Annotated in this window: 23 protein-coding genes and 1 tRNA gene; 15 read left to right on the plus strand and 9 right to left on the minus strand. The window is 67.5% G+C overall.

Annotation, left to right across the window (positions count from 1 at the left end):
* Nucleotides 1–159 precede the first annotated feature (159 nt).
* Nucleotides 160–1,236 (minus strand): IS5 family transposase, encoded by a 1,077-nt coding sequence (locus DS837_RS00270; protein WP_149162941.1) that lies wholly within the window; start codon nucleotides 1,234–1,236, stop codon nucleotides 160–162.
* An 86-nt stretch (nucleotides 1,237–1,322) separates the two neighbouring features.
* Here DS837_RS00270 and DS837_RS00275 point away from each other — a divergent pair, with 86 nt between their 5' ends.
* The 5 genes from DS837_RS00275 (at nucleotide 1,323) to DS837_RS00295 (ending at nucleotide 5,547) form a co-directional block, all read left to right on the plus strand.
* Entirely contained in the window at nucleotides 1,323–2,441 is a 1,119-nt protein-coding gene (locus DS837_RS00275) for a TniB family NTP-binding protein (RefSeq protein WP_170295694.1), read from the plus strand.
* Between the two features lie 167 nt (nucleotides 2,442–2,608).
* Nucleotides 2,609–3,421, plus strand: a complete 813-nt coding sequence (locus DS837_RS33240) for a TniQ family protein (protein ID WP_149162943.1) — start codon at nucleotides 2,609–2,611, stop codon at nucleotides 3,419–3,421.
* Between the two features lie 593 nt (nucleotides 3,422–4,014).
* A complete protein-coding gene (locus DS837_RS00285) occupies nucleotides 4,015–4,647 on the plus strand; it encodes a hypothetical protein (RefSeq protein WP_211102023.1) in 633 nt (210 codons plus the stop codon).
* Between the two features lie 88 nt (nucleotides 4,648–4,735).
* Nucleotides 4,736–5,071, plus strand: a complete 336-nt coding sequence (locus DS837_RS00290) for a hypothetical protein (protein WP_149162944.1) — start codon at nucleotides 4,736–4,738, stop codon at nucleotides 5,069–5,071.
* The gene (locus DS837_RS00295) at nucleotides 5,068–5,547 is read left to right on the plus strand and encodes a cell wall hydrolase (protein ID WP_149162945.1); all 480 of its coding nucleotides are present in this window, start codon (nucleotides 5,068–5,070) and stop codon (nucleotides 5,545–5,547) included. The genes DS837_RS00290 and DS837_RS00295 overlap by 4 nt, the downstream gene beginning before the upstream one ends.
* A gap of 97 nt (nucleotides 5,548–5,644) precedes the next feature.
* Here DS837_RS00295 and DS837_RS00300 read toward each other — a convergent pair whose 3' ends face one another.
* Nucleotides 5,645–5,893 carry a hypothetical protein gene (locus tag DS837_RS00300; RefSeq protein WP_149162946.1) on the minus strand — a complete coding sequence of 83 codons (249 nt, stop codon included), beginning with the start codon at nucleotides 5,891–5,893 and terminating at the stop codon, nucleotides 5,645–5,647.
* A 305-nt stretch (nucleotides 5,894–6,198) separates the two neighbouring features.
* On the opposite strand from DS837_RS00300, the gene DS837_RS00305 reads away from it, so the two are divergent.
* The 6 genes from DS837_RS00305 (at nucleotide 6,199) to DS837_RS00330 (ending at nucleotide 13,609) form a co-directional block, all read left to right on the plus strand.
* A complete protein-coding gene (locus DS837_RS00305; RefSeq protein ID WP_149162947.1) occupies nucleotides 6,199–6,561 on the plus strand; it encodes a DUF952 domain-containing protein in 363 nt (120 codons plus the stop codon).
* The gene (locus DS837_RS00310; protein WP_149162948.1) at nucleotides 6,558–7,631 is read left to right on the plus strand and encodes a quinone-dependent dihydroorotate dehydrogenase; all 1,074 of its coding nucleotides are present in this window, start codon (nucleotides 6,558–6,560) and stop codon (nucleotides 7,629–7,631) included. The genes DS837_RS00305 and DS837_RS00310 overlap by 4 nt, the downstream gene beginning before the upstream one ends.
* A gap of 22 nt (nucleotides 7,632–7,653) precedes the next feature.
* On the plus strand, nucleotides 7,654–8,850 hold the full coding sequence (locus tag DS837_RS00315) for an EAL domain-containing protein (RefSeq protein WP_149162949.1): 1,197 nt from the start codon (nucleotides 7,654–7,656) through the stop codon (nucleotides 8,848–8,850).
* 151 nt (nucleotides 8,851–9,001) lie between these two features.
* Nucleotides 9,002–10,966 carry a threonine--tRNA ligase gene (thrS, locus tag DS837_RS00320; RefSeq protein WP_149162950.1) on the plus strand — a complete coding sequence of 655 codons (1,965 nt, stop codon included), beginning with the start codon at nucleotides 9,002–9,004 and terminating at the stop codon, nucleotides 10,964–10,966.
* Between the two features lie 84 nt (nucleotides 10,967–11,050).
* Nucleotides 11,051–11,578 carry a translation initiation factor IF-3 gene (gene infC, locus DS837_RS00325; RefSeq protein WP_035675720.1) on the plus strand — a complete coding sequence of 176 codons (528 nt, stop codon included), beginning with the start codon at nucleotides 11,051–11,053 and terminating at the stop codon, nucleotides 11,576–11,578.
* A 189-nt stretch (nucleotides 11,579–11,767) separates the two neighbouring features.
* Nucleotides 11,768–13,609 (plus strand): transglycosylase domain-containing protein, encoded by a 1,842-nt coding sequence (locus DS837_RS00330; protein WP_149162951.1) that lies wholly within the window; start codon nucleotides 11,768–11,770, stop codon nucleotides 13,607–13,609.
* On the opposite strand, the gene DS837_RS00335 is transcribed toward DS837_RS00330, so the two are convergent.
* Both DS837_RS00335 and DS837_RS00340 read right to left on the minus strand, forming a co-directional pair.
* Complete coding sequence (locus tag DS837_RS00335) at nucleotides 13,606–14,265, minus strand: SH3 domain-containing protein (protein WP_149162952.1); 660 nt, start codon at nucleotides 14,263–14,265, stop codon at nucleotides 13,606–13,608. The two genes, DS837_RS00330 and DS837_RS00335, sit on opposite strands and share 4 nt — an antisense overlap.
* Before the next feature lie 8 nt (nucleotides 14,266–14,273).
* A complete protein-coding gene (locus DS837_RS00340; RefSeq protein ID WP_149162953.1) occupies nucleotides 14,274–15,410 on the minus strand; it encodes a hypothetical protein in 1,137 nt (378 codons plus the stop codon).
* Nucleotides 15,411–15,679: 269 nt separating this feature from the next.
* Between DS837_RS00340 and DS837_RS33000 the strand changes: the two genes are divergently transcribed.
* Nucleotides 15,680–16,000, plus strand: coding sequence for a ribbon-helix-helix domain-containing protein (locus tag DS837_RS33000; protein ID WP_149162954.1), 321 nt, complete (start codon nucleotides 15,680–15,682; stop codon nucleotides 15,998–16,000).
* A gap of 25 nt (nucleotides 16,001–16,025) precedes the next feature.
* Here DS837_RS33000 and DS837_RS00350 read toward each other — a convergent pair whose 3' ends face one another.
* Both DS837_RS00350 and DS837_RS00355 read right to left on the minus strand, forming a co-directional pair.
* Entirely contained in the window at nucleotides 16,026–16,901 is an 876-nt protein-coding gene (locus tag DS837_RS00350) for a TIGR01459 family HAD-type hydrolase (protein WP_149162955.1), read from the minus strand.
* 38 nt (nucleotides 16,902–16,939) lie between these two features.
* Nucleotides 16,940–18,181, minus strand: coding sequence for a glycosyltransferase family 4 protein (locus tag DS837_RS00355; RefSeq protein ID WP_149162956.1), 1,242 nt, complete (start codon nucleotides 18,179–18,181; stop codon nucleotides 16,940–16,942).
* 43 nt (nucleotides 18,182–18,224) lie between these two features.
* Between DS837_RS00355 and DS837_RS00360 the strand changes: the two genes are divergently transcribed.
* On the plus strand, nucleotides 18,225–19,028 hold the full coding sequence (locus DS837_RS00360; RefSeq protein ID WP_149162957.1) for an alpha/beta hydrolase: 804 nt from the start codon (nucleotides 18,225–18,227) through the stop codon (nucleotides 19,026–19,028).
* Nucleotides 19,029–19,147: 119 nt separating this feature from the next.
* A tRNA-Ser gene (locus DS837_RS00365) sits at nucleotides 19,148–19,238 on the plus strand.
* Between the two features lie 136 nt (nucleotides 19,239–19,374).
* Here the strand turns inward: DS837_RS00365 and DS837_RS00370 are convergent.
* Both DS837_RS00370 and DS837_RS00375 read right to left on the minus strand, forming a co-directional pair.
* Nucleotides 19,375–19,890, minus strand: a complete 516-nt coding sequence (locus DS837_RS00370; RefSeq protein WP_149162958.1) for a metallophosphoesterase family protein — start codon at nucleotides 19,888–19,890, stop codon at nucleotides 19,375–19,377.
* 61 nt (nucleotides 19,891–19,951) lie between these two features.
* Nucleotides 19,952–20,191, minus strand: a complete 240-nt coding sequence (locus DS837_RS00375; protein WP_035675610.1) for a DUF4170 domain-containing protein — start codon at nucleotides 20,189–20,191, stop codon at nucleotides 19,952–19,954.
* 212 nt (nucleotides 20,192–20,403) lie between these two features.
* On the opposite strand from DS837_RS00375, the gene DS837_RS00380 reads away from it, so the two are divergent.
* On the plus strand, nucleotides 20,404–21,111 hold the full coding sequence (locus DS837_RS00380; RefSeq protein WP_149162959.1) for a cytochrome b/b6 domain-containing protein: 708 nt from the start codon (nucleotides 20,404–20,406) through the stop codon (nucleotides 21,109–21,111).
* A gap of 59 nt (nucleotides 21,112–21,170) precedes the next feature.
* Here DS837_RS00380 and DS837_RS00385 read toward each other — a convergent pair whose 3' ends face one another.
* The gene (locus DS837_RS00385; protein WP_149162960.1) at nucleotides 21,171–21,611 is read right to left on the minus strand and encodes a c-type cytochrome; all 441 of its coding nucleotides are present in this window, start codon (nucleotides 21,609–21,611) and stop codon (nucleotides 21,171–21,173) included.
* Between the last annotated feature and the right edge of the window lie 250 nt (nucleotides 21,612–21,861).

Here is a 21,861-nt window from a genome sequence, read left to right on the forward strand (position 1 = left end):
CGAATCCCTAGCAGGTCGCGGAAAAATGAACATATTTCGGCTTTTTGCCCCCTCTGAGGCTTGGAAATGGCGTTTCCGCCGCCCGTTTTTATCAGAATGGAGCGCCTTTTCGCGCTCCGAGACGCTCGGAGCCGCCGCTCAGGCGGATTCCGGGCGTAATTATGCCGCCGCCAGCAGCTTGGGCAGGCGGATCAGGTTGTAGGCGGTAGCGGTCAGGGTGAACATCCAACCGACGCGGGCCGTGCCGCGATGACGCGTTTTGCGCAAGCCAGCTCCCTTGATCCAGCCGAACAGCTCCTCAATCCGTTTGCGGATGCGCAAGGACACGGCATAGCCAGGGTGGTGGGTGGTCCGGCCGTCGATCGCCGAGCGGCGATTGCGCGTGTTCTGCGCGACGTGCGCAGCGGCGCCCAACTCGCGCATGTTCGCCACGAAATCCTTGGTGTCGTAAGCCTTGTCGGCACCCACCGTGATGCGGTGACGGCCAGGAATGGCCTCGACCATGGAAACCGCCGCCTCGCGTTCGGCCAAGCCGGTGGCTGCCGTCAGCCGGACATTCACCACCAGGGCGTTCCGGTTCTCCATCAGGGCGTGGCCTATGAAGGCCAGCTTCGCCGGCTGCCCGTTGCCCTTGCGGTACAGCCGCGCCTCGGGATCGCTGGTCGAGGCATGGGTCTCGTTGGACCGCTTCTCACCATGGAAGTCGCGGTCGCCGTTGCGTCCCGGCCCCGGCGGCTCGCCGCTGCCGTCCTTGGGCCGGAAGCTCTTCACCGACGCCCAGGCTTCGATCAGCGTCCCATCCACCGAGAAGTGCTCGTCAGACAGCAGCGCCTTGACCCGGGGTTGACCCAGCACGGTGGCCAGGAACTTGGCCGCCACATCGCCGGCCAGCAGGCGCTCACGGTTTTTGGTGAAGACCGTCGCGTCCCACACCGGGACGTCCATCGACAAGCCGACGAACCAGCGGAACAGCAAGTTGTAGTCGAGCTGTTCCATCAACTGGCGTTCCGAGCGCACCGAGTAGAAGGCCTGGAGCAGCAGCGCCCGCAGCAGCTTCTCCGGCGGGATCGATGGTCGACCGATCGTCGAGTACAGTCCCTCGAACGCCGGCGACATCACCTCCAGCGCTTCATCAACGATGGCCCGGATCGGTCGTAGAGGATGGCTCGCCGGAACACGGGCCTCACAGCTCACATAGCTGAACAGCCCCTCGCTGTGTTCGTCCAATCCCCGCATCGTCCCCTCACCGGCCGCATTCTCTTCAACCGGAGAGAATCACGACCGGCAGGCCGGGCATAGCCTTTTTCCGCAGCCTGCTAGTGGTGCCACATCCCAATCATGTCCAAGCGAAAGCGGCCATCGGTCGACTTCACGCCCGTTACAAACCGCCGGGAGGCAAACGGCTCAAAGCCAGAGCGCTGCTCGTTATCGGAGCAACGGGGTCAGGCAAAACGACGGCTCTTGAGAGTTATATGCGGGATTATCCCGATCTTACACTCGAGAGTGTCTCCTCAGGGAACACTTCTGGAACCGTAGATGCAGCAAGGGTCAAGACATTGCGAGATGGCGATATTCGTCGGATCGTTTATGTCGAAGCGGCAAAGAAAACAACTCAACGCGCGCTTGTGGCCGCTCTTTTGGGTGCCTTTGGTTACAAAGCACGTGAGAAATGGAATGCCAATGATATTATTGACAAAATTGAGTTTTACGCCGACCAGATGGGTACGGAAATGCTATTTATCGATGAAGGACATCACTTCGTTCATGAAAAGGATGACGAAGCAACTGAGGACGTCTCTGAGTTCATAAAGTCACTCCTCAATCGAACAAAAAGGCAAATTGTCATCGCTGGTCTGCCGGAACTCCTAAAAATTACTCATTATGAACAGCTTCGCCGGCGATTGCAGCCGGCGATGGTGTTAAGGCCATACAACTGGACAACCAAGCAAGGGCGCATTGTGTTTCGCAGCATTCTGGGGACGGTCGAGAGAATGCTCGATTTACCCGAACCATCCGACTTAGTAAGGCACAACGTCGCTCGGAGATGGTACGTCGCCACCGGAGGGGAGATTGGCATTATATGGAAGTACGCAAGCGAAGCCCTTTCCCTGGCCAAAGAACACAACCTTCCATCCCTCAGCTTGGAATTGATGGCCGACGTCCATTCGAGTTGGAACCGGACCTACGATCAGGACGAGATATTGGACTTCGATACCATTCTTGATGAGGACGAAGCAGCGAAGAAGGCTACCGAGGCATCGCGCGACAGTAATCCTTTCCTGTGCGACGAAGCCCGATTGAAGGAACTGTGGATCGAGTCGCGGCTAGCCGCTGACGGCTTGTCGGGAGTGACAGTGATGAACGCCAGCAAAGACGGTTCGCGCCAGACCAAACTCAAGGCGAAGGGGCGCCAGCCCTTCACCCCCTTTACCCGATCCTGATGCCGCTCCCCTCCACGCGTCCAAGAGCGGATGATTGAGTGGCGTAAGTTTGCATCTGGTCAAGCGCGTGCACGAGCGTGCACGATTCCTGGCGGCAAACCGCTGACTGATGCTGCGCCGCAAACCCAGGGGCCTGTGTCGGAAAGGCTTGCAGGGGTTGACCTTCGATGGACAAACCAATCAGAGGCTTCAGCGCACTCGGGGGGTTGCCGTTGAGGGTGAGGCCTGTACCCTTTGAGCCTGCGTACGGACTCCTTGGACGCGTGGCGGTTCGGCACGGCCACACATCGACCAGTGAGTTCATTTCTGAGATGGCAATCGGAATCCCCAATTTCGTGCATGAGATCGAAAACGGACGCCGCTTGGTTGAACTCGCGCTTCTCAGTGGAGTCCCCGAAACCCGCATTCGCGCATCGACGCTGTGTGTCGACGAGAACGGCGCTATGTTCATCGGTAGCGAGTTGATCAGCGCAAGGGTGTCCAATCGCATATCTTGCGGTGCCGGTCGTATCTGTCCCGGCTGTCTACGAGTTGATCTCAAGGAATGCGCCGGACCGATGGCGTGCCGGCCCCACCGGAGAACGTGGTGGGGCTTGACGGCGGTAACATCATGCCCGCTACACGGCCTACTGCTGATTGATGCATGTCCCGCGTGTGGCGTCCAACTCGCGCGAGGACAGGCTTCTCCTCGATTCTGCCGTTGTGGGTGTGACTTGGCCGATCAAGGATCGGTTTCCCTTGAGCCGGCGGACCTCGTGGCCGATCGCTATCTGGTTGGGCGTTTGGGCGGCGTCGATCGGGTCGGGCATCCGTTGCTCGATCGCATGCCCTTTCAGACTGCGGCTTTAGCGATGCTGCGAATCGGGAGGGTTACGTTGGCGGGAGCGAGGGGGCTGTCGAAGAAAGGGGACAACGTCGAACCCGCAATGCAGGCACGAATGGCATCCCTCGGCTTTCGCACGAGCGAGTCCTCTCGGTGAGCATGCGTCCCATGGTCGGTTTGGCTGGGATGCTCGGATAAGGCGGCACGGATAAGCTTCACGTCCATCAGAGAATGTGTTCGCTAGCAAGGTGCGGCGACTCCGAAGCCAGCGTGGGGTGAGGCAATGGGACATGCATCGGGGCTGGCCGCTTAAGGCCTGCCACCGGTCGCGGAAGGCCCCCAGGTGGGGGCGGGTTGTCCGCTCGCGGACCAGGCACTCTTTGAGGTTGTCGACGCTGGCGCTGTGCCCAGCCGGGTCAGGGGGCAACACGTCCGACTCGCAGTCGGCCCGCACATACTCCAACTCGCCGCGCGCCATCATATCGGCCACTCGCTGCCATGACTGCCGATCTTTGCCGGACATGCCGATCAGGTCGGCGATGTCCTGCAAGCCAAGGCGCGGCCAAGCGCGAACAGCTTTATGGTTCCTAAAGTGCCACGTGGTACAAATTTGTGGTTCCCGCGATGAGCTTTGTGGTTCCCGATAATCCAAATTTCTCAATGATTCCAACATCCCTCGTTTGAGTTTATGGTTCCCTCCAGAGCCGCTACGACGGTGAGCTGGACTACCGGGAGTCGGCGGGGCGGGCGGTGCTGACGCTGAACGGCCTGCGCATGGCCTCGGCCTCCTGCTGGTGGGACCCGGCCTTCGCCCGGCCGGCGGCGGAGGGCGGAAAGCCCGGCGATTCCAGCGTCGTCGCCGCGGTGTTCGGCGGAGCGGACGGGCGCTTCTACCTGCACCGGGTGCTCTACCTGTCGGTGGACCCCGGCGATCCGGACACCGAGGCGGAGCAGCAATGCTTCCAGGTCGCCCGCTTTCTCGAGCGGCACCACCTGCCGGCGGTGCATGTCGAGATCAACGGCATCGGGCGTTTCCTGCCCGGCCTGCTGCGCAAGGCGCTGCGCACGGAGAAGGTCGGCGCCGCCGTGGTCGAGGAGGCGAGCCGCCGCGCCAAGGCGCTGCGCATCCGCGAGGCGTTCGACGCCCTGCTGGCCGACCGCCGGCTGCTGGCCCACGCCACGGTGTGGGAGACGCCCTTCATCCGCGAGATGCGCGAATGGTCGCCGGACGGGCGCTATACGGGCCGCGACGACGGGCTGGACGCTGTGGCCGGCGCCCTGTCCTGCGAGCCGTTCCGCTTCGACCGCCAGCCGGCGCCGGGGCGGAAGGCGGACTGGCGCGCCGCGACGGCGCCGGTTCCGGTGGAGGGCTGGGATGTGTGATTGCCGCCCGCCCCGTTCCGTGTTCCGACGGGCCGCCTTCCTGACCGGACGGCGGCCTTTTCTTTTGCCTTTTCCTTGGAGAACGGAGATGCAGGAGTCCATCGACCTGTCCTGGTGGATCACGGCGGTCGAGCTGCCGGTCATGGGCGGGCTGTTCTGGTTGATCGCCCGGCTGCGCCGCGACGCCGAAACCGCGCTGGAGACGGTGCGGGCGCGCGCCGAGACCGCCCAGGCGCAGGTGCGTGAGAGCCTGGCCGCCTACAAGCTGGAGGTCGCCAAGACCTACGTCTCGGTCGCGACGCTGAAGGATGTGGAGCGGCGGCTGACCGACCATCTGCTGCGCATCGAGACCAAGCTGGAAAACGGCTGCGCGCCGTTCGCCCAGCCCTACGTTCCGCCCTACGGCGATGGGGGCCGCCGATGAGGGCGCGCGTCCTGAAGCCGGAGCCCGGACCGGTGGCGCTGCCGCGCGGTCCGTCCGTCGACGCTCCCGGCCAAGCCGTCGACACGCTCGCCCGCACCCTCTGGGGGGAGGCGCGCGGCGAGTCCGTGCGGGCCATGGAGGCGGTGGCGGCGGTCGTGATGAACCGCGTCAGCCGGGCGCGCGATCAGGGAGGGTGGTGGGGAAATGACGTGGTCGCCGTCTGCCGTCTGCCGGGACAGTTTCCCTGCTGGGACCCGGACGCGCCGGGACGGTTGGGGCTGCTGTCGGTCACCGCCGCGGACCCGGTCTTCGCCGCCGCCCAGCGGATCGCCCGCCGCGCGGTGGCCGGTCTGCTCGACGACCCGACGGGCGGCGCGACTCACCTGCACCGGGCGGGGGCGAACCCGCAATGGGCGCAAGGGCGCAGCGTCTGTGCCGAGATCGGCGGGTTCCAGTTCTACGACGACGTCGAATGACCTCTCGTTCTGCACCGACGTCTCCCTGCCGCGTTCCGGCGAGCCGGACATCCAGGTCCGGACCGCGGCAGCGGAAGGAGAGGCTGGAACGGGCCGGTCAGGCGGCTTCCTTGATCATCGCCAGATAGATCTTCCAGGCCGTCTCGACCGAGACGCCGCCGGCGCGCGATCCGGCGGCCAGCATCGCCGCCGAGGGCTTCAGCGGAACGGACGTGCTGCTGGGCTCGACGGTGGCGGACAGGGGGGGGCTGTCCACGCTGGACACGATCACCCCATGGATGCGCGAGTCGAGCGCATGCTCCACCGGGTGGCGTTCCTTCACAACATTCATCGCAATCGCGTTCATGGGGCATCTCCTTGCTTGCCCACCTCTCAGCAATCCCGATGCCAACTCCGAAAAGTTGCCGCCGAAGAGGCGGATGCCTTGGGGAATCCCTGATTCTGCGGCTTTTCCGTGTGCTCGGCGGGGTGGGACGCGGCGGATCGGCGAATTTTCCTTCTGCAAAATGCCGGGGGATTCCCAGGGCCGCGTTTGCAAATTGCGAAGCAAACAGCGCAACGTCCCATTCTGAAGTTATCAACGTTCCGCCGATCCCCCGAATTTGCCGCGGCTGGCTTTGGCGGTCGGCTTTGCGCTAAGGTCGCCGTGCCATGACTGAACGGATCATCTTTCATATGTGCCGCGCCGCGGAGTGGGAGAGGGCGCTCGCCGCCGGGGCCTACCACGGCTCCTCGCAGGATGCGGCGGACGGCTTCATCCACTTCTCCACCGGCGCCCAGGTCGAGGAAAGTGCCGCCAAGCACCGCGCCGGGCAGGACGGCCTCGTCCTGCTGACCGTGGACGGCGCCGCGCTGGGCGACGCGCTCCGCTGGGAGCCGTCGCGCGGCGGCCAGCTCTTCCCCCATCTCTATGGCCCGCTGCCGCCCGCGGCGGTGCTGCGCGCCGATCCGCTGCCGCTGGGGCCGGACGGCCGCCATCTCTTCCCGGCGACCTTCAAGGACACCGCACCGTGATCGACCTGTTTCCCATCGTCGGCCCCGTCCTGCGCAGCTTCGATCCGGAGACGGCGCACGGGCTGACCATCAAGGCCCTGTCGAGCGGGTTGATGCCGCCGGTGCGGGAGAAGGACGATCCCATCCTGCGGAGCCGGGTGTTCGGCCTGGACTTCGCCAACCCGGTCGGCCTCGCCGCCGGCTTCGACAAGAACGCCGAGGTGGTCGACGCCATGCTGCGGCTGGGCTTCGGTTTCGTCGAGGCGGGCAGCGTCACTCCCCGTCCGCAGCCCGGCAACCCCAAGCCGCGCCTGTTCCGCGTGCCGGAGCAGGGGGCCGTCATCAACCGCATGGGCTTCAACAACGAGGGGCTGGAGCCTTTCGCCCAGCGGCTGGAGCGACGCCTGTCCGGCGGGCGCAAGGCGCCGGGACTCGTCGGGGCCAACCTCGGCAAGAACAAGGACACGGTGGAGGCCGCGGACGACTATGTCCTCGGCGTGACCCGGGTGGCGGCGCTGGCCGACTATCTGGTCGTCAACGTGTCGTCCCCCAACACGCCGGGCCTGCGCGCGCTCCAGGGGCGCGACCCGCTGCGCACCCTGCTGGGCCGCGTGCTCGATGCCCGGACCGCCTGCAAGCTGGCCAAGGCGCCGCCGGTCCTGCTGAAGATCGCCCCGGACTTGACGGACGAGGACAAGGCGGACATCGCCGCCGTCGCTCTGGAATCGGGCATCGACGGGCTGATCGTCTCCAACACCACCATCGCCCGCCCGGCGGAGATCCCGGAACCGCTGCGCGGGGAGGCCGGCGGCCTGTCCGGCAAGCCGCTGTTCGCGCCCTCCACCGCGGTCCTGCGCGAGATGTACGGGCTGACCGGCGGCAAGCTGCCGCTGGTCGGGGTCGGCGGCATCGCGTCGGGTGCCGACGCCTACGCCAAGATCCGTGCCGGTGCCTCGCTGGTGCAGCTCTATTCCGCGCTGGTCTATGCCGGGCCGGCGCTGGTGCTGGCGATCCGCCGCGACCTCGCCGCCCTGCTGCGCCGCGACGGCTTCGCCTCGTTGAGCGACGCCGTGGGGGCGGATCACCGCTGAGCGGGGCGGGGGGAGCCGGCGCGTGGCGGCCCTGACGGTCCTCCTCCACGGGCTGGCCGTTGCCGCAGCGGCCTCGGTCGCCCTCGGCCTGCCGGTCCTGCGTCCCGAGGCCGACCCGGCGTTGGGTTGGCTCGGCGGCGGGCTGATCCTTCTGGCGGGCAGCGTCCTGGATCTGCACCGCCGGCTTGCCCGCCGGGAGCGTGACACCCTGCGCCGCCTGGACAGTCTTCAGAGGAGTGTGGACGCGCTGGCCGAACGGCTGGACCGGCGAATCGCGTCGGCCGAAGCCGGCGACTCCGCCGCCGCTCACGAGGCCGTCCTTCAGGAGGTCAAGCTCCTGCACACTCTGGTCGCCCGGCTCGGCGAATCCCGCCCGCCCGAGGCCCCCGAACCGCCGCGGACGTCCCCTCCGTCCCGGACGGCGTTTCAGGCTCCGCGCCCGCCGGACCTGCGCTCCCCGACCAGCGTCGCGGCCCCGCCGATGGACGACGCCGCGGTTTTGGAAGCGGTGCGCGACGCGCTGGCCGCCGACCGGATCGACATCCACCTCCAGCCCATCGTCAGCCTGCCCCAGCGCAAGCACCGTTTCTTCGAGGTGTTCTCGCGCGTGCGCGCGGCCGACGGGGTGGTGATCCTGCCGGACCGCTATCTGGAGATCGCGGAGCGCGCGGGGCTGATGGCCACCATCGACAATCTCCTGCTGGTCCGCTGCATCCAGCTGATCCGCGAGACGGAGCGACGCCAGCACGCCATCGGCTTCTTCTGCAACATGTCCGCCGCCACGCTCAGCGACGCGGAATTCATGCGGCAGTTCCTCGATCTGTTGGCCATGAACCAAGCGCTGGTGCCCAAGCTGGTGTTCGAGCTGAGCCAGCAGGAGTTGCGGGCGGGCGGGGCGGTGACGATGGGCATTCTGTCGCAGCTCGCCCGCATCGGCTTCCGCTTCTCCATGGACCGGGTGACCGACCCGGACATCGACGTGGACGCGCTGCTGCGCCACGAGATCCGCTACGTGAAGCTGGATTGCGCCCTGCTGCTCGACCCCGCCATGGACGTGCGCATCGCGGATGTGCGCCGCCGCCTGGAAGGCACGGGGATCGATCTCATCGCCGAGAAGATCGAGACGGAGACGCAACTCGACGCGATCTTGCGCAGCGGCATCGATTTCGGCCAGGGCTATCTGTTCGGCGGGCCGCGACCCGCGCGCAAACCGCCATGAGATAATTTTGCCGTGAATTAATTATGCAAGAAAATTCGCCGTTCGGGCGGCGGATTCGGGCCGGAAATGCCCCCGGCGCCCTTGACAGAAAGCCCGCCCGCATTAGAAGTTTCGCCTCCCGGCATGCGCCGGGTGCGATGCAAACAGTCAAATGGTGACTTCGGTGACGTCCAACATCGCCATCACGCTGCCCGACGGCAGCGTGCGGGAGTTCGACCGGCCGGTGACGGGGCTTGAGATTGCCCAGTCGATCGGGCCGCGCCTTGCCAAGGATGCGCTTGCCGTCAAGCTCGACGGCGAGGTGAAGGACCTCACCACCACCGTCACCACCAACGCCAGGATCGAGATCGTCACGCGCAGTCATCCCGACGCGCTCGAGGTCATCCGTCACGACGCCGCCCACGTCCTCGCCGACGCCGTGCAGAAGCTCTATCCGGGCACGCAGGTGACCATCGGTCCGGCGATCGCCAACGGCTTCTATTACGACTTCGCGCGCGAGGAGCCCTTCACGCCCGACGATCTGCAGAAGATCGAGGCGAAGATGCGCGAGATCGTCGCCAAGGACGTTCCCATCGTGCGCGAGGTCTGGACCCGCGACGATGCGGTCGCCTACTTCAAGAAGCTCGGCGAGCATTACAAGGCCGAGCTGATCGAGGCGATCCCGGCGGACCAGGACATCAGCGTCTACCGCCAGGACGACTGGCTGGACCTGTGCCGCGGCCCGCACGCCCCGACGACGGGCAAGGTCGGCAACGGTTTCAAGCTGATGAAGGTGGCCGGGGCTTACTGGCGCGGCGACAGCCGGAACCCGATGCTTCAGCGCATCTACGGCACCGCCTGGCGCGACGAGAAGGAGCTGAAGGCCTACCTGCACCAGCTCGAGGAGGCCGAGAAGCGCGACCACCGCCGGCTGGGCAAGGAGCTGGACCTGTTCCACGTGCAGGAGGAGGCCGTCGGCTCGGTCTTCTGGCACCCGAAGGGCTGGACGCTGTTCCGCACGCTGGAGACCTACATCCGCACCAAGCTGAGCCAGGCGGACTACGTCGAGGTCAAGACGCCGCAGCTCATCGACAGCTCGCTGTTCAAGGCGTCGGGCCACTGGGACATGTATGGCGACAACATGTTCAAGGTCTCGGCGGACGACGGCGAGAAGATGCTCGGCATCAAGCCGATGAACTGTCCGGGCCACGTGCAGATCTTCAAGCACGGGCTGCGCTCCTACCGCGACCTGCCGATCCGCATGGCGGAGTTCGGGTCCTGCCACCGCAACGAGCCGTCGGGCGCGCTGCACGGCATCCTGCGCGTGCGCGCCTTCACCCAGGACGACGCCCACATCTTCTGCACGGAAGATCAGGTGGCGAGCGAGGCGGCGGAGTATTTCAAGCTGCAGCTCGGCGTCTACCGGGATCTGGGCTTCGACAAGATCGCGGTGAAGCTGGCGCTGCGTCCCGACGTGCGCACCGGCTCCAACGATCTGTGGGACCGGGCGGAGGGTGCGCTGCGCCAAGCGCTCGACGCCGCCGGGCTGGAGTATGAGGACCTGCCGGGCGAGGGCGCCTTCTACGGCCCGAAGGTGGAGTTCCACCTGACCGACGCCATCGGGCGCACCTGGCAGTGCGGCACGCTCCAGTACGATCCGAACCTTCCCGAGCGGCTGGACGCCTCCTACATCGGCGAGGACGGCGCCCGCCACCGTCCGGTCATGCTGCACCGGGCCATCCTGGGCTCGCTGGAACGCTTCATCGGCATGCTGATCGAGCATTACGCCGGCAAGTTCCCGATGTGGCTCGCCCCGGTCCAGGCGGTGGTCTGCACCATCACCAACGAGGCCGATGGCTATGGGCAGGAGGTCGTCAGCCTGCTGAAGCGCCGCGGCATCCGGGCTGAACTCGACACCCGGAACGAGAAAATCAACCTGAAGGTCCGCGAACACAGCCTTCAGAAGGTTCCCGTCCTGGTGGTGGTGGGCAAGCGCGAGGCGGAGGAGCGGACGGTCGCGCTGCGTACCCTCGGTGGTAAGGATCAGGAAGTTCTTGCCCTCGACGCCGCTCTCAATAAACTGAATGAGGAGGCAAGGTCCCCCGCGGGCGCCGCTGCCTTCGACTCGCCGTTTTAACCGACCGCACCGTTCGGGCGGGCCTTCCTCCGGGAGGTCGCGCCCCGGTGGGTTTCCAGTCATGGAGAAGCGTCCATAGCCAGGATACCGTCCGAAGCCGCTCCGACCCGCGATGGACCGCGGGTGAACCGGGAGATCACGGCTCGCTCGATCCGTCTCGTCGGTGCCGACGGCGAGATGGTGGGCGTCGTTTCGCTGCGCGATGCGCTGCTGGCCGCTGAGGATGCGGGTCTCGACCTCGTCGAGATCGCCCCCCAGGCTGAGCCTCCTGTCTGCAAGATCCTCGACTATGGCAAGTACAAGTACGAGGCGCAGAAGAAGGCTGCCGAGGCGCGCAAGAAGCAGAAGATCATCGAGGTGAAGGAGATCAAGCTCCGACCCAACATCGATGACAACGACTACGACGTGAAGATGCGCTCGGCCCGCCGCTTCCTTGAGGAAGGCGACAAGGTCAAGGTGACCATGCGCTTCCGCGGGCGCGAGATGGCGCACCAGGATCTTGGCATGAACGTGCTGGTCCGCGTGCGTGACGAGCTGGACGAACTGGCGAAGGTCGAACAGATGCCGAAGCTTGAAGGCCGCCAGATGGTCATGGTCCTCGCCCCGAGGTGACCCTTCGGCGCGGAAGGTTCGGCCACCGTCCGCAGAGCACACGCGTCCCAAAAAATGCCCGCCGCTTCCGGCGGGCTTTTTTGTTGGGCGGCGGGGCCGTTCCGACGCTCCGCAATTACGGGGTAGCGGCATTGTGAAAGCGGAGCGCCGCGCCGACGTGAGGCTCATCCCGCCTCCAACATCCGGCCTATGCCCCGACCTTCCCTGTTCCGCCGCGCCGCCCTGGCTTTGACGCTCGCGCTGCCGCTGCTGTCCGGCCTCTCCGCGCCGCCGCCCGCCCGGGCGATGGACCTGTTCGGGGACGAGTTCCGCACCGTCGACGATGTGCTGGCGTACAACCGCGGCCACGGCGTGCGCTTCCTGGACCGGCAGGGCCGCTTCATCGGCTCCATCGGCGAGACGTACGGCGACACGCTGACGTTGGAGAAGCTGCCGAAACACCTGATCCAGGCGCTGATCGCCAAGGAGGACCGGCGCTATCTGGAGCATGACGGCATCGACTTCCAGGGTCTGGCCCGCGCGCTGGCCGTGGCGGTGACCTCCGGCCGCTTCAGCCAGGGCGGCAGCACGCTGACCCAGCAGACGATGAAGCTGATCTTCCTCAACCGTTACAACCGCTGGTCCCGTAAGGCGTACGAGCTGTACAGCGCCAGCGACTTCGAGGAGCAGCTCGGCAAGAAGAACGTCCTGTACCTGTACCTCAACCGCGCCTATTTCGGTTTCGGCGCGTACGGGGTGGACGCCGCGGCCCGCGTCTTCTTCGGCAAGCCGGCGGGCAAGCTGTCGCTGAAGGAGTCGGCGATGCTCATCGGGTCGCTGCCCGCCCCCTCCCGCCTGAATCCCTTCGCCGACCTGGAGAAGGCGGAGGCCAAGGCCGCCCTGGTGCTCGACGCCATGGCCGACGCCGGCTTCATCACCGAACGCACGGCGGAGCAGACCAAGCGCCAGCGCCCGATGCTGGCCGCGGCCAACAAGGCGGCGGTGCTGTCCACCGGCCATTTCCGCGAGACGGCCAAGGCCCGCTTCGACCGCTTCGCCGCCGACCGCTACGGCGGCGACCTTCCGGGGCCGACCTTCACCGCGCGCACGACGCTCGACCGCGATCTTCAGGCCGCCGCCCTGCGCAGCGTGGAAACCACCCTGAAGCGCCACGCCAAGAGCCTGGGCGGTGCCGAGGTCGCCCTGGTCGCGCTGGACGGCGATGGGGCGATCCTGGCGATGATCGGCGGGCGCGACGCGGCGGCCCGGCGCGACCACTTCAACCGCGCTCTCCAGGCCCGCCGCCAGCCCGGCTCGGCCTTCAAGCTGTTCGTGTTCCTGGCGGCGCTGGAGCGCGGGCTGACCCCGGACTCCCGTGTCGACGGCTCGCGCATGGAGTTCACGGACGGGCGGGCCATTCGCAATTTCGACAACCGCTACCCGTCGTCGCTGACGCTGGCCGACGCCTTCGCCCATTCCACCAACACAGCCTCGGCCCGGCTGACCCGCGGCCATGCGGAGGAGATCGCGGCGGCCGCCCGCCGTCTCGGCGTCGAGTCGCCGCTGGAGCCGGATCTCGGTCTCGCGCTGGGAGTCAGCGAGGTGTCGCTGCTGGAAATCACCCAGGCCTACGCGGTGGTCGCCAACGGCGGCAGCACGGTCACCGGCCATCTTTTCCAGCGCATCGGCGATCCCGCCGGGCGGACGATCTACAGCTACACCCCGCCGAAGGCGGACCGGGTGATCGACCCGCAGACCGCCGCCACCTTGAAAGCGATGCTGGGCGAGGTGATGCGGGACGGCACCGGCAAGACGGCGCGCCTGCCGGCGGCGCTCGCCAAGCGGGGGGCGGGCGGCAAGACCGGAACCACCAACGATTACCGGGACGCCTGGTTCATCGGCTTCGCCGACGGCGTGGCGGGGCGCGGGCTGACGGTGGGGGTGTGGGTCGGCAACGACGGCAACACGCCGATGAAAGGGGTGACCGGCGGCTCCGTCCCGGCGGAAATCTGGCGCCGCTTCATGGTCGAGGCGGCCCGGGTGAAGGGTTAGCGGCCCTTCGCTCCGGCGAGCAGGGACGCCCCGACGAAGCCCAGTGCCCGCCCGTTCCGCCCGACTTCGTACCAGGACCCGAAGGCGGCCATGACGGTGACCGTTTCGCCCCGCTCCAAAACGTCCGCCACCTTGGCGTCGCAGAAGGGGGCGACGCGCAGGTTCGCGGCGGCGCGGACGCGCACCCGCGTCCCCACGGCGATGGCCGGGCGGCGGGTGTCGGCGCTGCGCTCCTCGGTGATGCGGTCGGGCAGGGCGCAGCCGCGATCCTCCTTCGAGGCTCTGGCGTAGCCGCCCTTGAAGCGGTTCGCCGGCGGGCTTTCCGTGACCGTCGTGGGGGCTGGGCCGGAGGGCTTGCGGGCCGGCAGGGGAGCGGCGCCGGTGGCGGCCGGCGCCGGAGGCTCCGCCGTGGGAGCGGTGGTGGTGGCCGGTTCCGCCGGCACCGATGGCGCGGGCGCGGTCAGCACCGGCACAGGAAGCAACGGCGCCAGACCCTGCGGCGTCGCCTTCCCCGCCGCTCCCAGCGGTGTCAGCCGGGGCAGCACGGCGGTCGGCGGCGGGCGCGGCATGAAGGTCGGTTCGGCCTCGTCCGCCCGCGCCGAAGGGCCGCCGAGCAGCGCCAGCAGGCCGAGGAGGGGAAGGGCGACCCGGCGCATCCGCCGCCTCAATCCACGACGACGCGGGCGATGAGCGCGGGCAGGGTCTGGCAGCGGAACAGCCCGTCCAGGGTCTGCTGCTCGGTCAGGCGCAGCGACAGGGCGCAGCCGTAGGCGTTCACCATCAGGGTGGTCTGCGCCAGCGTGCCGACGGCGGCAGAGGGCTTGGCGATGCTGTAGCCGGGGGCGCCCAACCGCCCGGCGAGCGCGCCGTTGACCGGGTTGAAGGAATCGACCTCCAGAGTCAGCGGACCCAGGTTGGTCAGCACCGTTTCCGAATGCGGGTCCTCCTTCGTCGCGTAGAGCTGCACCGGCACCGCCTTGCGGCGGGCGATCCAGTCCTTCAGCGCCAGATTCCCCAGCACCGGGTCGCGGCTCTGCAGCGCCGCCTCCAGGGCGATCTGGCGAAGCGACGGGTCGTTGCCGCCCAGCGCCGCTTCGTAGGCGGCGATCCGTGCCGGGCGGTCGGCGCCCTGTATCCGGGCACGCAGGTCGGCGATCCGCGCCGCGCGAGCGTCCTCCTGCCGCCGTTCGGCGGCGGCGCGCTCCTCCTCCGCCCTGGTCGCGGCGGCCTGCCGGGCGAGCAGATCCTCTTCGCGGCGGCGGCGGGCGTCCTCCTCGGCGCCGCGGGCCTCGGCGTCGCGGGCGATCTGGTCGCGCAGGCGGTTGGCCTCGGCGGAACCGACCAGCACCGGGCGGCCGGGAAGCTCCTCCAGCGGTTGGCCGATGCCTTCCAGCACCTCGGGGTTGCGCAACTCGATGCGCGCGCTCCAGCCGTTGGGGCCGAGCGTGGCCAGCGCCGTGGCGGCCAGCGTCTTCTCCAGCCCGGCCTCGGCGACGGGGCGGATGAAGGTGACGGCGCCGTCCCGGCTTTCCACCCTGTAGGTCGGCTTGGCGAGCCGCAGCTTGGCCCCGATTCGGACGGCGGCGCGCGATTCGGTGGATTTCGCGGCGGGCTTGCCGTCGGGCGCCGGGGCGGGAATCGGGTCCGCCGTCACCTCCTCGACGGTCCAGAGGGGCGGAACGAGGCGCGACACCTCGGCGCGGATGCGGTCGATGGGCAGGTCGGACGCGCGGGCCGGCAGGACGGGCGCCAGCCCGGCCATCAGCGTCACCGCGATCCCCCACGCCGCCGGTCGCACCATCGCTCGTTCTCCACCGGAAGTGACCACTACAGCTTGTGCCGGTTCGTCCAGGCACTGGTACAGCGAAGCCGCCCGGGAAGGGAAGCGGCTTTTGCCCGGGCCGGGGCGTTGCTGTGGCTGGAACGGTGAACCCGGGACCGGGATCGCGACCCCCGGTCGAAATTGGCTTTGTGCCCACACGCTGCTTGCAATATCATCATACAAGTGAATGTATATTCGCCGGAAACGCGAGCGCCTTTCCGCAACGGCAGGGGACCAAGGGCAACGATATGGCGGGCAGACAGGGGAACAAGGAAGGGCCGGTCCTGGTCTGTCGCAATGTCAAGGTTTCGGGCCGACGCACCAGTCTTCGGATGGAGCCCTACATTTGGGAATCCTTGAAGGAAATCTGCGAGCGTGAGGGGCTGACTCTGAATGACATCTGCACCCAGATCGATCAACGGCGCGGGGAGGCGAATTTGACCGCCTCCATCCGCGTCTTCATCGTCAGCTATTTCCGCAACGCCATCGGAAGCCGTGGCTTTTCCGAAGACGGGCCGTCCAGCATTCTGCGCAAAGCCATGGACGACGCCATCCCGCCCTTCGACTGAACAGAGGCAGGGGGCGCCTTCCGTCCTACCAGCGCAGGCTGGGCAGGCCGTAGGTCGGCTGGTGGCCGGACGCGGCGGCGGCCACGGCCAGCTTGCCCGGATCGACGGCCTCGCCCCAGGCACCGCCCAGCTCCTCCCGATGAATACCGAAGGTGACCAGAGCCACGTCGAGCCCGGCGGCGTTGGCCCCGGCGACATCGGTGCGCAGGCTGTCACCCACCGCCAGGATGCGCCGCTTGTCCTTGATGCCCATCAGCGACAGGCAGCGGTCATAGACCGGGGCGTGCGGCTTGCCGTGCCAGAACACGTCGCCCCCCATCGCCTCGTAGCGCTGGGCCAGCGTGCCGGCGCAGATGACCATCTGCTCGCCGACCATCACGATCAGATCGGGGTTGGCGCAGACCATCGGCAGGTCGCGGCGGCGGCAGGCCTCCAGCGCCGGCTCGTAGACCGACAGCGACTCCCCGAAGTCGACGATGCCGGTGTTCACGACGAAATCGGCCTCGTCCGGCGACGCCACGAGCGTGTAGTCCAAACCTTCATACACGTCCATGTCGCGGTCGGGGCCGATGTGGTACAGCCGCCGCCCCAGCGCGGCGTGCCACGGGTCGTCGCGGTCGCGCAGCGCGTCGTAGGCGGCCTCGCCCGAAGTCATGACATGGTGGTAGCGCTCGCGCCCGATGCCCATGCCGTCGAGCTTGGCGATGACGCCGCCGGTGCGGCGCGGCGCGTTGGACAGCAGGCAGATCACCTTGCCCGCCGCGCGCAGCCGGTCCAGGCACTCCGGCACGCCGGGATAGGGCCGCTCGCCGTCGTGCAGGACGCCCCACAGGTCGAGGATGACCCCGTCGTAACGGTCGATGACGGAGGCGATTCCGGAAAGCTGGACGATGTCGGTCATGATGTCCGGTGGTGTGACGGGCGGGAAGAAAGGGCGGCTCAGCGGCCTTGTGCGGCGCGTTTGGGCTCGGCGAGAAGCTCCGCGTAGACGGCCAGCGTGTCGGCGCACATGCGCTGCTTGGTGTAGCGCTCGGCGACGAAGGCGCGGGCGCGGGCGCCGATGGCGTCGCGCTGCTCCGTCGTCAAGGACAGCGCCTCGTCCAGCGCCTTGGCCAGCGCGTCGGGATCGGCGGGCGGCACCACCCAGGCGGTCTCGCCGGGAATCACCGTCTCCTGGTAGGCGCCGATGGCGGAAACGATCACCGGGCGGCCCATGGCCTGGGCCTCGACGATCACCCGTCCGAAGGCTTCCGGCTCCTGCGAGGCGGAGACGACGACGGTGGACAGCCGGTAGGCGGCGGCCATGTCGTTGCAGTGGTCGGTCATCGTGACGACGCCCTCCAACCCGGCGCGGCGCACCTGCTCCTCCAGCTCCTGGCGGTAGCCGGTGCGGCCCTGGTCGGACCCGACGAGCAGCGCGCAGACGTCCTTGCGCCCCAGCTTGGCCAGCGCGTCGATCAGCACCGTCTGGCCCTTCCAGCGGGTCAGGCGACCGGGCAGCAGGATCACCGGCTTGTCGTCGGGCAGCCGCCATTTCTGGGCGAGCTGGATCATGCGGGCGGAGTTGACTCGCTCCGGCGCGAAGGACAGCGGGTCGATGCCGCGGTGGATGGTGCGGATGACCGCCGGATCGACGTCGTAATTCTCCAGGATGTGGCGGCGGATGAAGCCGGAGATGGCGATGATCCGCTCGCCCCGCGCCATCACCGAATTGTACCAGCGCTTCAGCCCGTTCTTGTAATTGTACGGGGCGTGGAAGGTGGTCATGTAGCGCGCGCCGGTCGCCTGACAGGCCAGCCAGGCGCTCCAGGCCGGGGCGCGGGAGCGGGCGTGCACGATGTCCACGCCGTTCTCCTGGATGATCGCCTCCAGCTTGCGGGCGTTGCGGCGGATGACCAGCGGGTTCTTGGAGGCCAGCGGCAGGGTGATGTGGCGGATGCCGGCGCGGTCCAGTTCCGCCGCCATCGGCCCGCCTTCGGACGCCACCAGCGGCAGGGCTCCGGCCTGGGCCAGCGCCAGCGCCACGTCGATGCAGCCGCGCTCGGCCCCGCCGGTGACCAGCGCCGGCAGCACCTGGAGAACGACGGGCCGGCGACCGGCGGCCGCGAAGGCGCCCTTCGCGAAGGCGTTGGCCGGGTTGCGCGGGTCCTCGCCGGTGCTAAGCTGGGATTCGACGTCCATAGTCACAGATTCCTAAAGTCCTGGCCCACAGAGGTGTCCGATCATGACCGAACCCGCAGCCGGCCCCGTCCCGTCGCCGGGCGGCGCGCACCATAGCCTGAAGCGCGGCGCCGCGACCATAGCCTATCGTCACACCCCGGGCCGCGACCCGGAAGGGCTGGCCCCCGGCGTGATGTTCCTCGGCGGCTTCATGTCGGATATGACCGGCAGCAAGGCGTTGGCGTTGGAGGCCTGGGCGGTGGGCGAGGGGCTGTCCTTCACCCGTTTCGACTATCAGGGGCACGGCGCCTCCAGCGGACGGTTCGACGAGGGCACCATCGGGCTGTGGGCCGACGACGCGCTGGCCGTCCTGGATCGCGTGACGGTGGGGCCGCAGATCCTCGTCGGCTCCTCCATGGGCGGCTGGATGATGCTGCTGACCGCGCTGCGCCGTCCGGAGCGGGTGGCCGGGCTGGTCGGCATCGCCGCCGCCCCGGACTTCACCGAGGATCTGATGTGGGACCTCTTCGACGAGCCCGTGCGTCGCGAGATCCTGGAGACGGGTCGTTGGCTGCGCCCCTCGGACTACGGGCCGGAGCCGCAGCCGATCACCCGTGCCCTGATCGAGGACGGGCGCAACCACCTGCTGCTGCGCCAGCCCATCGCCTTCGACAAGCCGGTGCGCCTGCTGCACGGCATGGCCGACCCGGATGTGCCCTGGCAGGTCAGCCTGACCTTGGCCGATCGCCTTAGCAGTTCGGATGTGCGGGTGACGCTGGTGAAGGACGGTGACCACCGCCTGTCGCGCGATCAGGACATCGACCTGCTGTGCCGCACGGTGGGCGATCTCGTCCGCGGCCTCGGCTGAGGGGCGGGAGCTTCGATCCGCCCCGCGGATCATCCCGAAGGCGGCGCAAGATTTTTCCAAAAAAGTGACATCAGGGGCTTGCGCGCCGCCTTCGGGCTGGATATAAACGCGGCCTCTGCGGAGGGGTGGCCGAGTGGTTGAAGGCGCACGCCTGGAAAGTGTGTATACCTCAAAAGGGTATCGAGGGTTCGAATCCCTCTCCCTCCGCCAGATTTTCTCAGCAAGCCGCTGAGTGGAGCCGGTCCATAGACCAAGCCGGCTCAGCCGATTTCCATCGGATGCCATCCACGCCATTCCCGCTGCGCCGCCCTTTCTTTGCGGAAGGCCGAGGCGGGTGTCGCGTGGACTATTCCCGTTTCTTCATCCGTTGCCGTGAGGCAAGAATTTCATCGACGGTCACCGGGCGGAAATCCCACACATCCACACCGACGTCGAACTGCCGGGGCATGCCCTTCAACTGACCGTGGCTGTGGCCGTGCAGGTTCAAAGCGCCCTTGTACATGCCGTTCCAGGTGCGGAAGGCGTAGTGGCACAGCACCAGCCGCCGCTCGCCCAGCAGGAGTTCCGCATAGGGCTGGACGCTCGCCCAGCCGGGTAGGGCCAGCGTGGCGGGGCCGTCGTTGTTGCCGGTGATCAGGTGCTTGACGCCGCGCAGGCGTTCTAGGAGCGCCGCCATGGCGTCCGGCTTGCGGTGCAGGGCGAAATCGCCGAGGTGCCACACCTCGTCATCCGGGCCGACCGTGGCGTTCCAGTTGGCCACCATGGCCTCGTCCATCTCCGCGACCGACGCGAAGGGGCGGCGGAAGCGGCTGATCGCGCCGGCGTGGCCGAAATGCGTGTCGCTGGTGAAAAAGACCGCCATCGGGAGGCCTCAACACAGCGGCGGCGCGGAGGGTTCCCCGCGCCGCCGCTGCGGCCGTCCGTCAATCGTGCTTGTGCCCATCCGCCGACGGATCGAGCAGGCGGTGCAGGTGCACGATGAAGTAGCGGGTGTGGGCATCGTCGATGGTCATCCCGGTGGCGCCGCGCCACGCCTTGTACGCCTCGTCGTAGTTGGGGAAGATGCCCACAATGTGGACCTTCGTCGGATCGACGAACTGGTCGGAATCGGGACGGACGAGTTCGCCGCCGAAGACGAGGTGGAGAAGCTGCTTGTCGGGCATGACGCGGGCATCCTTGATTGGACGGGGGTGGAACGGGGTTGGGCCGGATTTTTGAGTACGTCATATCCGTCGTCCACCCGCTTCTTCAAGTGCAATGACAGTGCTGCGCCGCCACCTACCCTCTCGATTGTCGCTTTTTTTTCGAAAACTGGGCAAAAGGCGCCGCCTTGGGGCATAGTCTAAGGAAGAACAGACGAAGCGAGGGGTGATTCATGGTTGTTGGTAATACCACAAATCGCACGAAGGCCCGGCGCGACGTGGCCGTCTGGGACTTGCCGACGCGCCTGTTTCACTGGAGCCTGGTCCTTTTGGTCGCGGTCGCGGTCGTCTCCGCCAAGACCGACCGCATGACCGTTCATATGCTGGCGGGGGAGGCGATCCTCGCGCTCCTGCTGTTCCGGTTCGTCTGGGGGCTGATCGGCAGCCAGACGGCGCGCTTCAGCCACTTCGTGAAGGGTCCGCGCGCGGTTCTCGCCTACGCCTGCGGGATGCTCCGCGCCGGGCGCGGCGGCAAGGAACCCGCGCCGGTCGTCGGGCACAACCCGATGGGGGGGCTGATGGTGCTGGCTCTGCTGGGGGCTCTGACGCTTCAGGCGGTGGCCGGCCTCTTCACCTCCGACGACATCCTGGTGGACGGGCCGCTGGTGGCGCAGGCATCGGGGGCCGTGGTGGCGGGTTTCAGCACGCTGCACCGCATCCTGGCCGACGGAATCCTGATCCTGATCGGCGTGCATGTGCTGGCCGTGCTGGCCTATCTGCTGGTCAAGCGGGACAATCTGATCCGCCCGATGATCACGGGGCGGAAGGCGATCCCGGCGGATGCGCCGGTCGAATCGCCGAAGCGCCGCCCGGCGGCCTTGGCCCTAGCGGTGCTGGCCGCGGCGGCGGGGCTGGTGGCGGCGGTGGTGCAGGCGGGCTAAGGCTTTGCAAGCGTCCTTACCCGCAACCGGCGGGGAAGGACGCTTGCGGAGCGGCCGGGTCAGTCGGCGCGGTAGCTCTCGTGGCAGGACTTGCAGGTGCCGCCCACGGCGGCGAACTGCTTGGCGGTGGCGGCCTTGTCACCGGACGCGGCAGCGGCCTCCAGCCCCTTGGCGGCGGTTTCGAAAGCCTGGGCCTTGGCGGCGAAATCGGCGTTGTTCGCCCAGATGTCGGCCTTGGCCTTGGTGTCGCCCTTGTCGCTGCCCGCCGGGAACAGGGTGGGGATCAGGGCGCCGAAGGCGCTCATGCGTTGGGCGACCGGGCCGACCTGGGCGACCTTGTCGCTGCCCAGCAGATCCTTGATCTCGGCCATCGCCTTCTTGTTGGACTCGAATCCGTCCTTGCGGGCCTTGATCGGATCCTGAGCCATCGCCGTGCCGCCGACGCCGACACCGACGAGGAGCAGGGCGGCCGTGGCGGCCAGCGTGACGCGGGTGAGCATGCAGATCCTCCGGATGATGGAATTGATTAGAAAGAGGTAAGATACCCCGTCCGCGGCGCGGGCTGTCAAGCCGGGCCTGTGCGGTGCAGCAACCGGCTTTGGAGACGAGGGGCGCGTCCGCCGGCCGGGAAACCGTCTCGCTCGGGGAGTGATCGGCTTGCAAGAGCAATAAGGCGGAAGTAAGGTCCCGCGTCGCGTTCGCGCGGTCATACCAAGTTCTCACCCGAACCTTCCGCCACCTTCGTCATAG

This window comes from Azospirillum brasilense (assembly GCF_008365405.1).
In the GTDB taxonomy this organism is placed as follows: domain Bacteria; phylum Pseudomonadota; class Alphaproteobacteria; order Azospirillales; family Azospirillaceae; genus Azospirillum; species Azospirillum brasilense_D.

Bases quoted from the DNA above. Each gene is read 5' to 3' on its own strand.
- DS837_RS00270 (WP_149162941.1), bottom strand. From the start codon at position 1,236: ATGCGGGGATTGGACGAACACAGCGAGGGGCTGTTCAGCTATGTGAGC.
- DS837_RS33240 (WP_149162943.1), top strand. From the start codon at position 2,609: ATGGACAAACCAATCAGAGGCTTCAGCGCACTCGGGGGGTTGCCGTTG.
- DS837_RS00290 (WP_149162944.1), top strand. From the start codon at position 4,736: ATGCAGGAGTCCATCGACCTGTCCTGGTGGATCACGGCGGTCGAGCTG.
- DS837_RS00295 (WP_149162945.1), top strand. From the start codon at position 5,068: ATGAGGGCGCGCGTCCTGAAGCCGGAGCCCGGACCGGTGGCGCTGCCG.
- DS837_RS00300 (WP_149162946.1), bottom strand. From the start codon at position 5,893: ATGAACGCGATTGCGATGAATGTTGTGAAGGAACGCCACCCGGTGGAG.
- DS837_RS00305 (WP_149162947.1), top strand. From the start codon at position 6,199: ATGACTGAACGGATCATCTTTCATATGTGCCGCGCCGCGGAGTGGGAG.
- thrS (WP_149162950.1), top strand. From the start codon at position 9,002: ATGGTGACTTCGGTGACGTCCAACATCGCCATCACGCTGCCCGACGGC.
- DS837_RS00330 (WP_149162951.1), top strand. From the start codon at position 11,768: ATGCCCCGACCTTCCCTGTTCCGCCGCGCCGCCCTGGCTTTGACGCTC.
- DS837_RS00335 (WP_149162952.1), bottom strand. From the start codon at position 14,265: ATGCGCCGGGTCGCCCTTCCCCTCCTCGGCCTGCTGGCGCTGCTCGGC.
- DS837_RS00340 (WP_149162953.1), bottom strand. From the start codon at position 15,410: ATGGTGCGACCGGCGGCGTGGGGGATCGCGGTGACGCTGATGGCCGGG.
- DS837_RS33000 (WP_149162954.1), top strand. From the start codon at position 15,680: ATGGCGGGCAGACAGGGGAACAAGGAAGGGCCGGTCCTGGTCTGTCGC.
- DS837_RS00350 (WP_149162955.1), bottom strand. From the start codon at position 16,901: ATGACCGACATCGTCCAGCTTTCCGGAATCGCCTCCGTCATCGACCGT.
- DS837_RS00355 (WP_149162956.1), bottom strand. From the start codon at position 18,181: ATGGACGTCGAATCCCAGCTTAGCACCGGCGAGGACCCGCGCAACCCG.
- DS837_RS00360 (WP_149162957.1), top strand. From the start codon at position 18,225: ATGACCGAACCCGCAGCCGGCCCCGTCCCGTCGCCGGGCGGCGCGCAC.
- DS837_RS00370 (WP_149162958.1), bottom strand. From the start codon at position 19,890: ATGGCGGTCTTTTTCACCAGCGACACGCATTTCGGCCACGCCGGCGCG.
- DS837_RS00375 (WP_035675610.1), bottom strand. From the start codon at position 20,191: ATGCCCGACAAGCAGCTTCTCCACCTCGTCTTCGGCGGCGAACTCGTC.
- DS837_RS00380 (WP_149162959.1), top strand. From the start codon at position 20,404: ATGGTTGTTGGTAATACCACAAATCGCACGAAGGCCCGGCGCGACGTG.
- DS837_RS00385 (WP_149162960.1), bottom strand. From the start codon at position 21,611: ATGCTCACCCGCGTCACGCTGGCCGCCACGGCCGCCCTGCTCCTCGTC.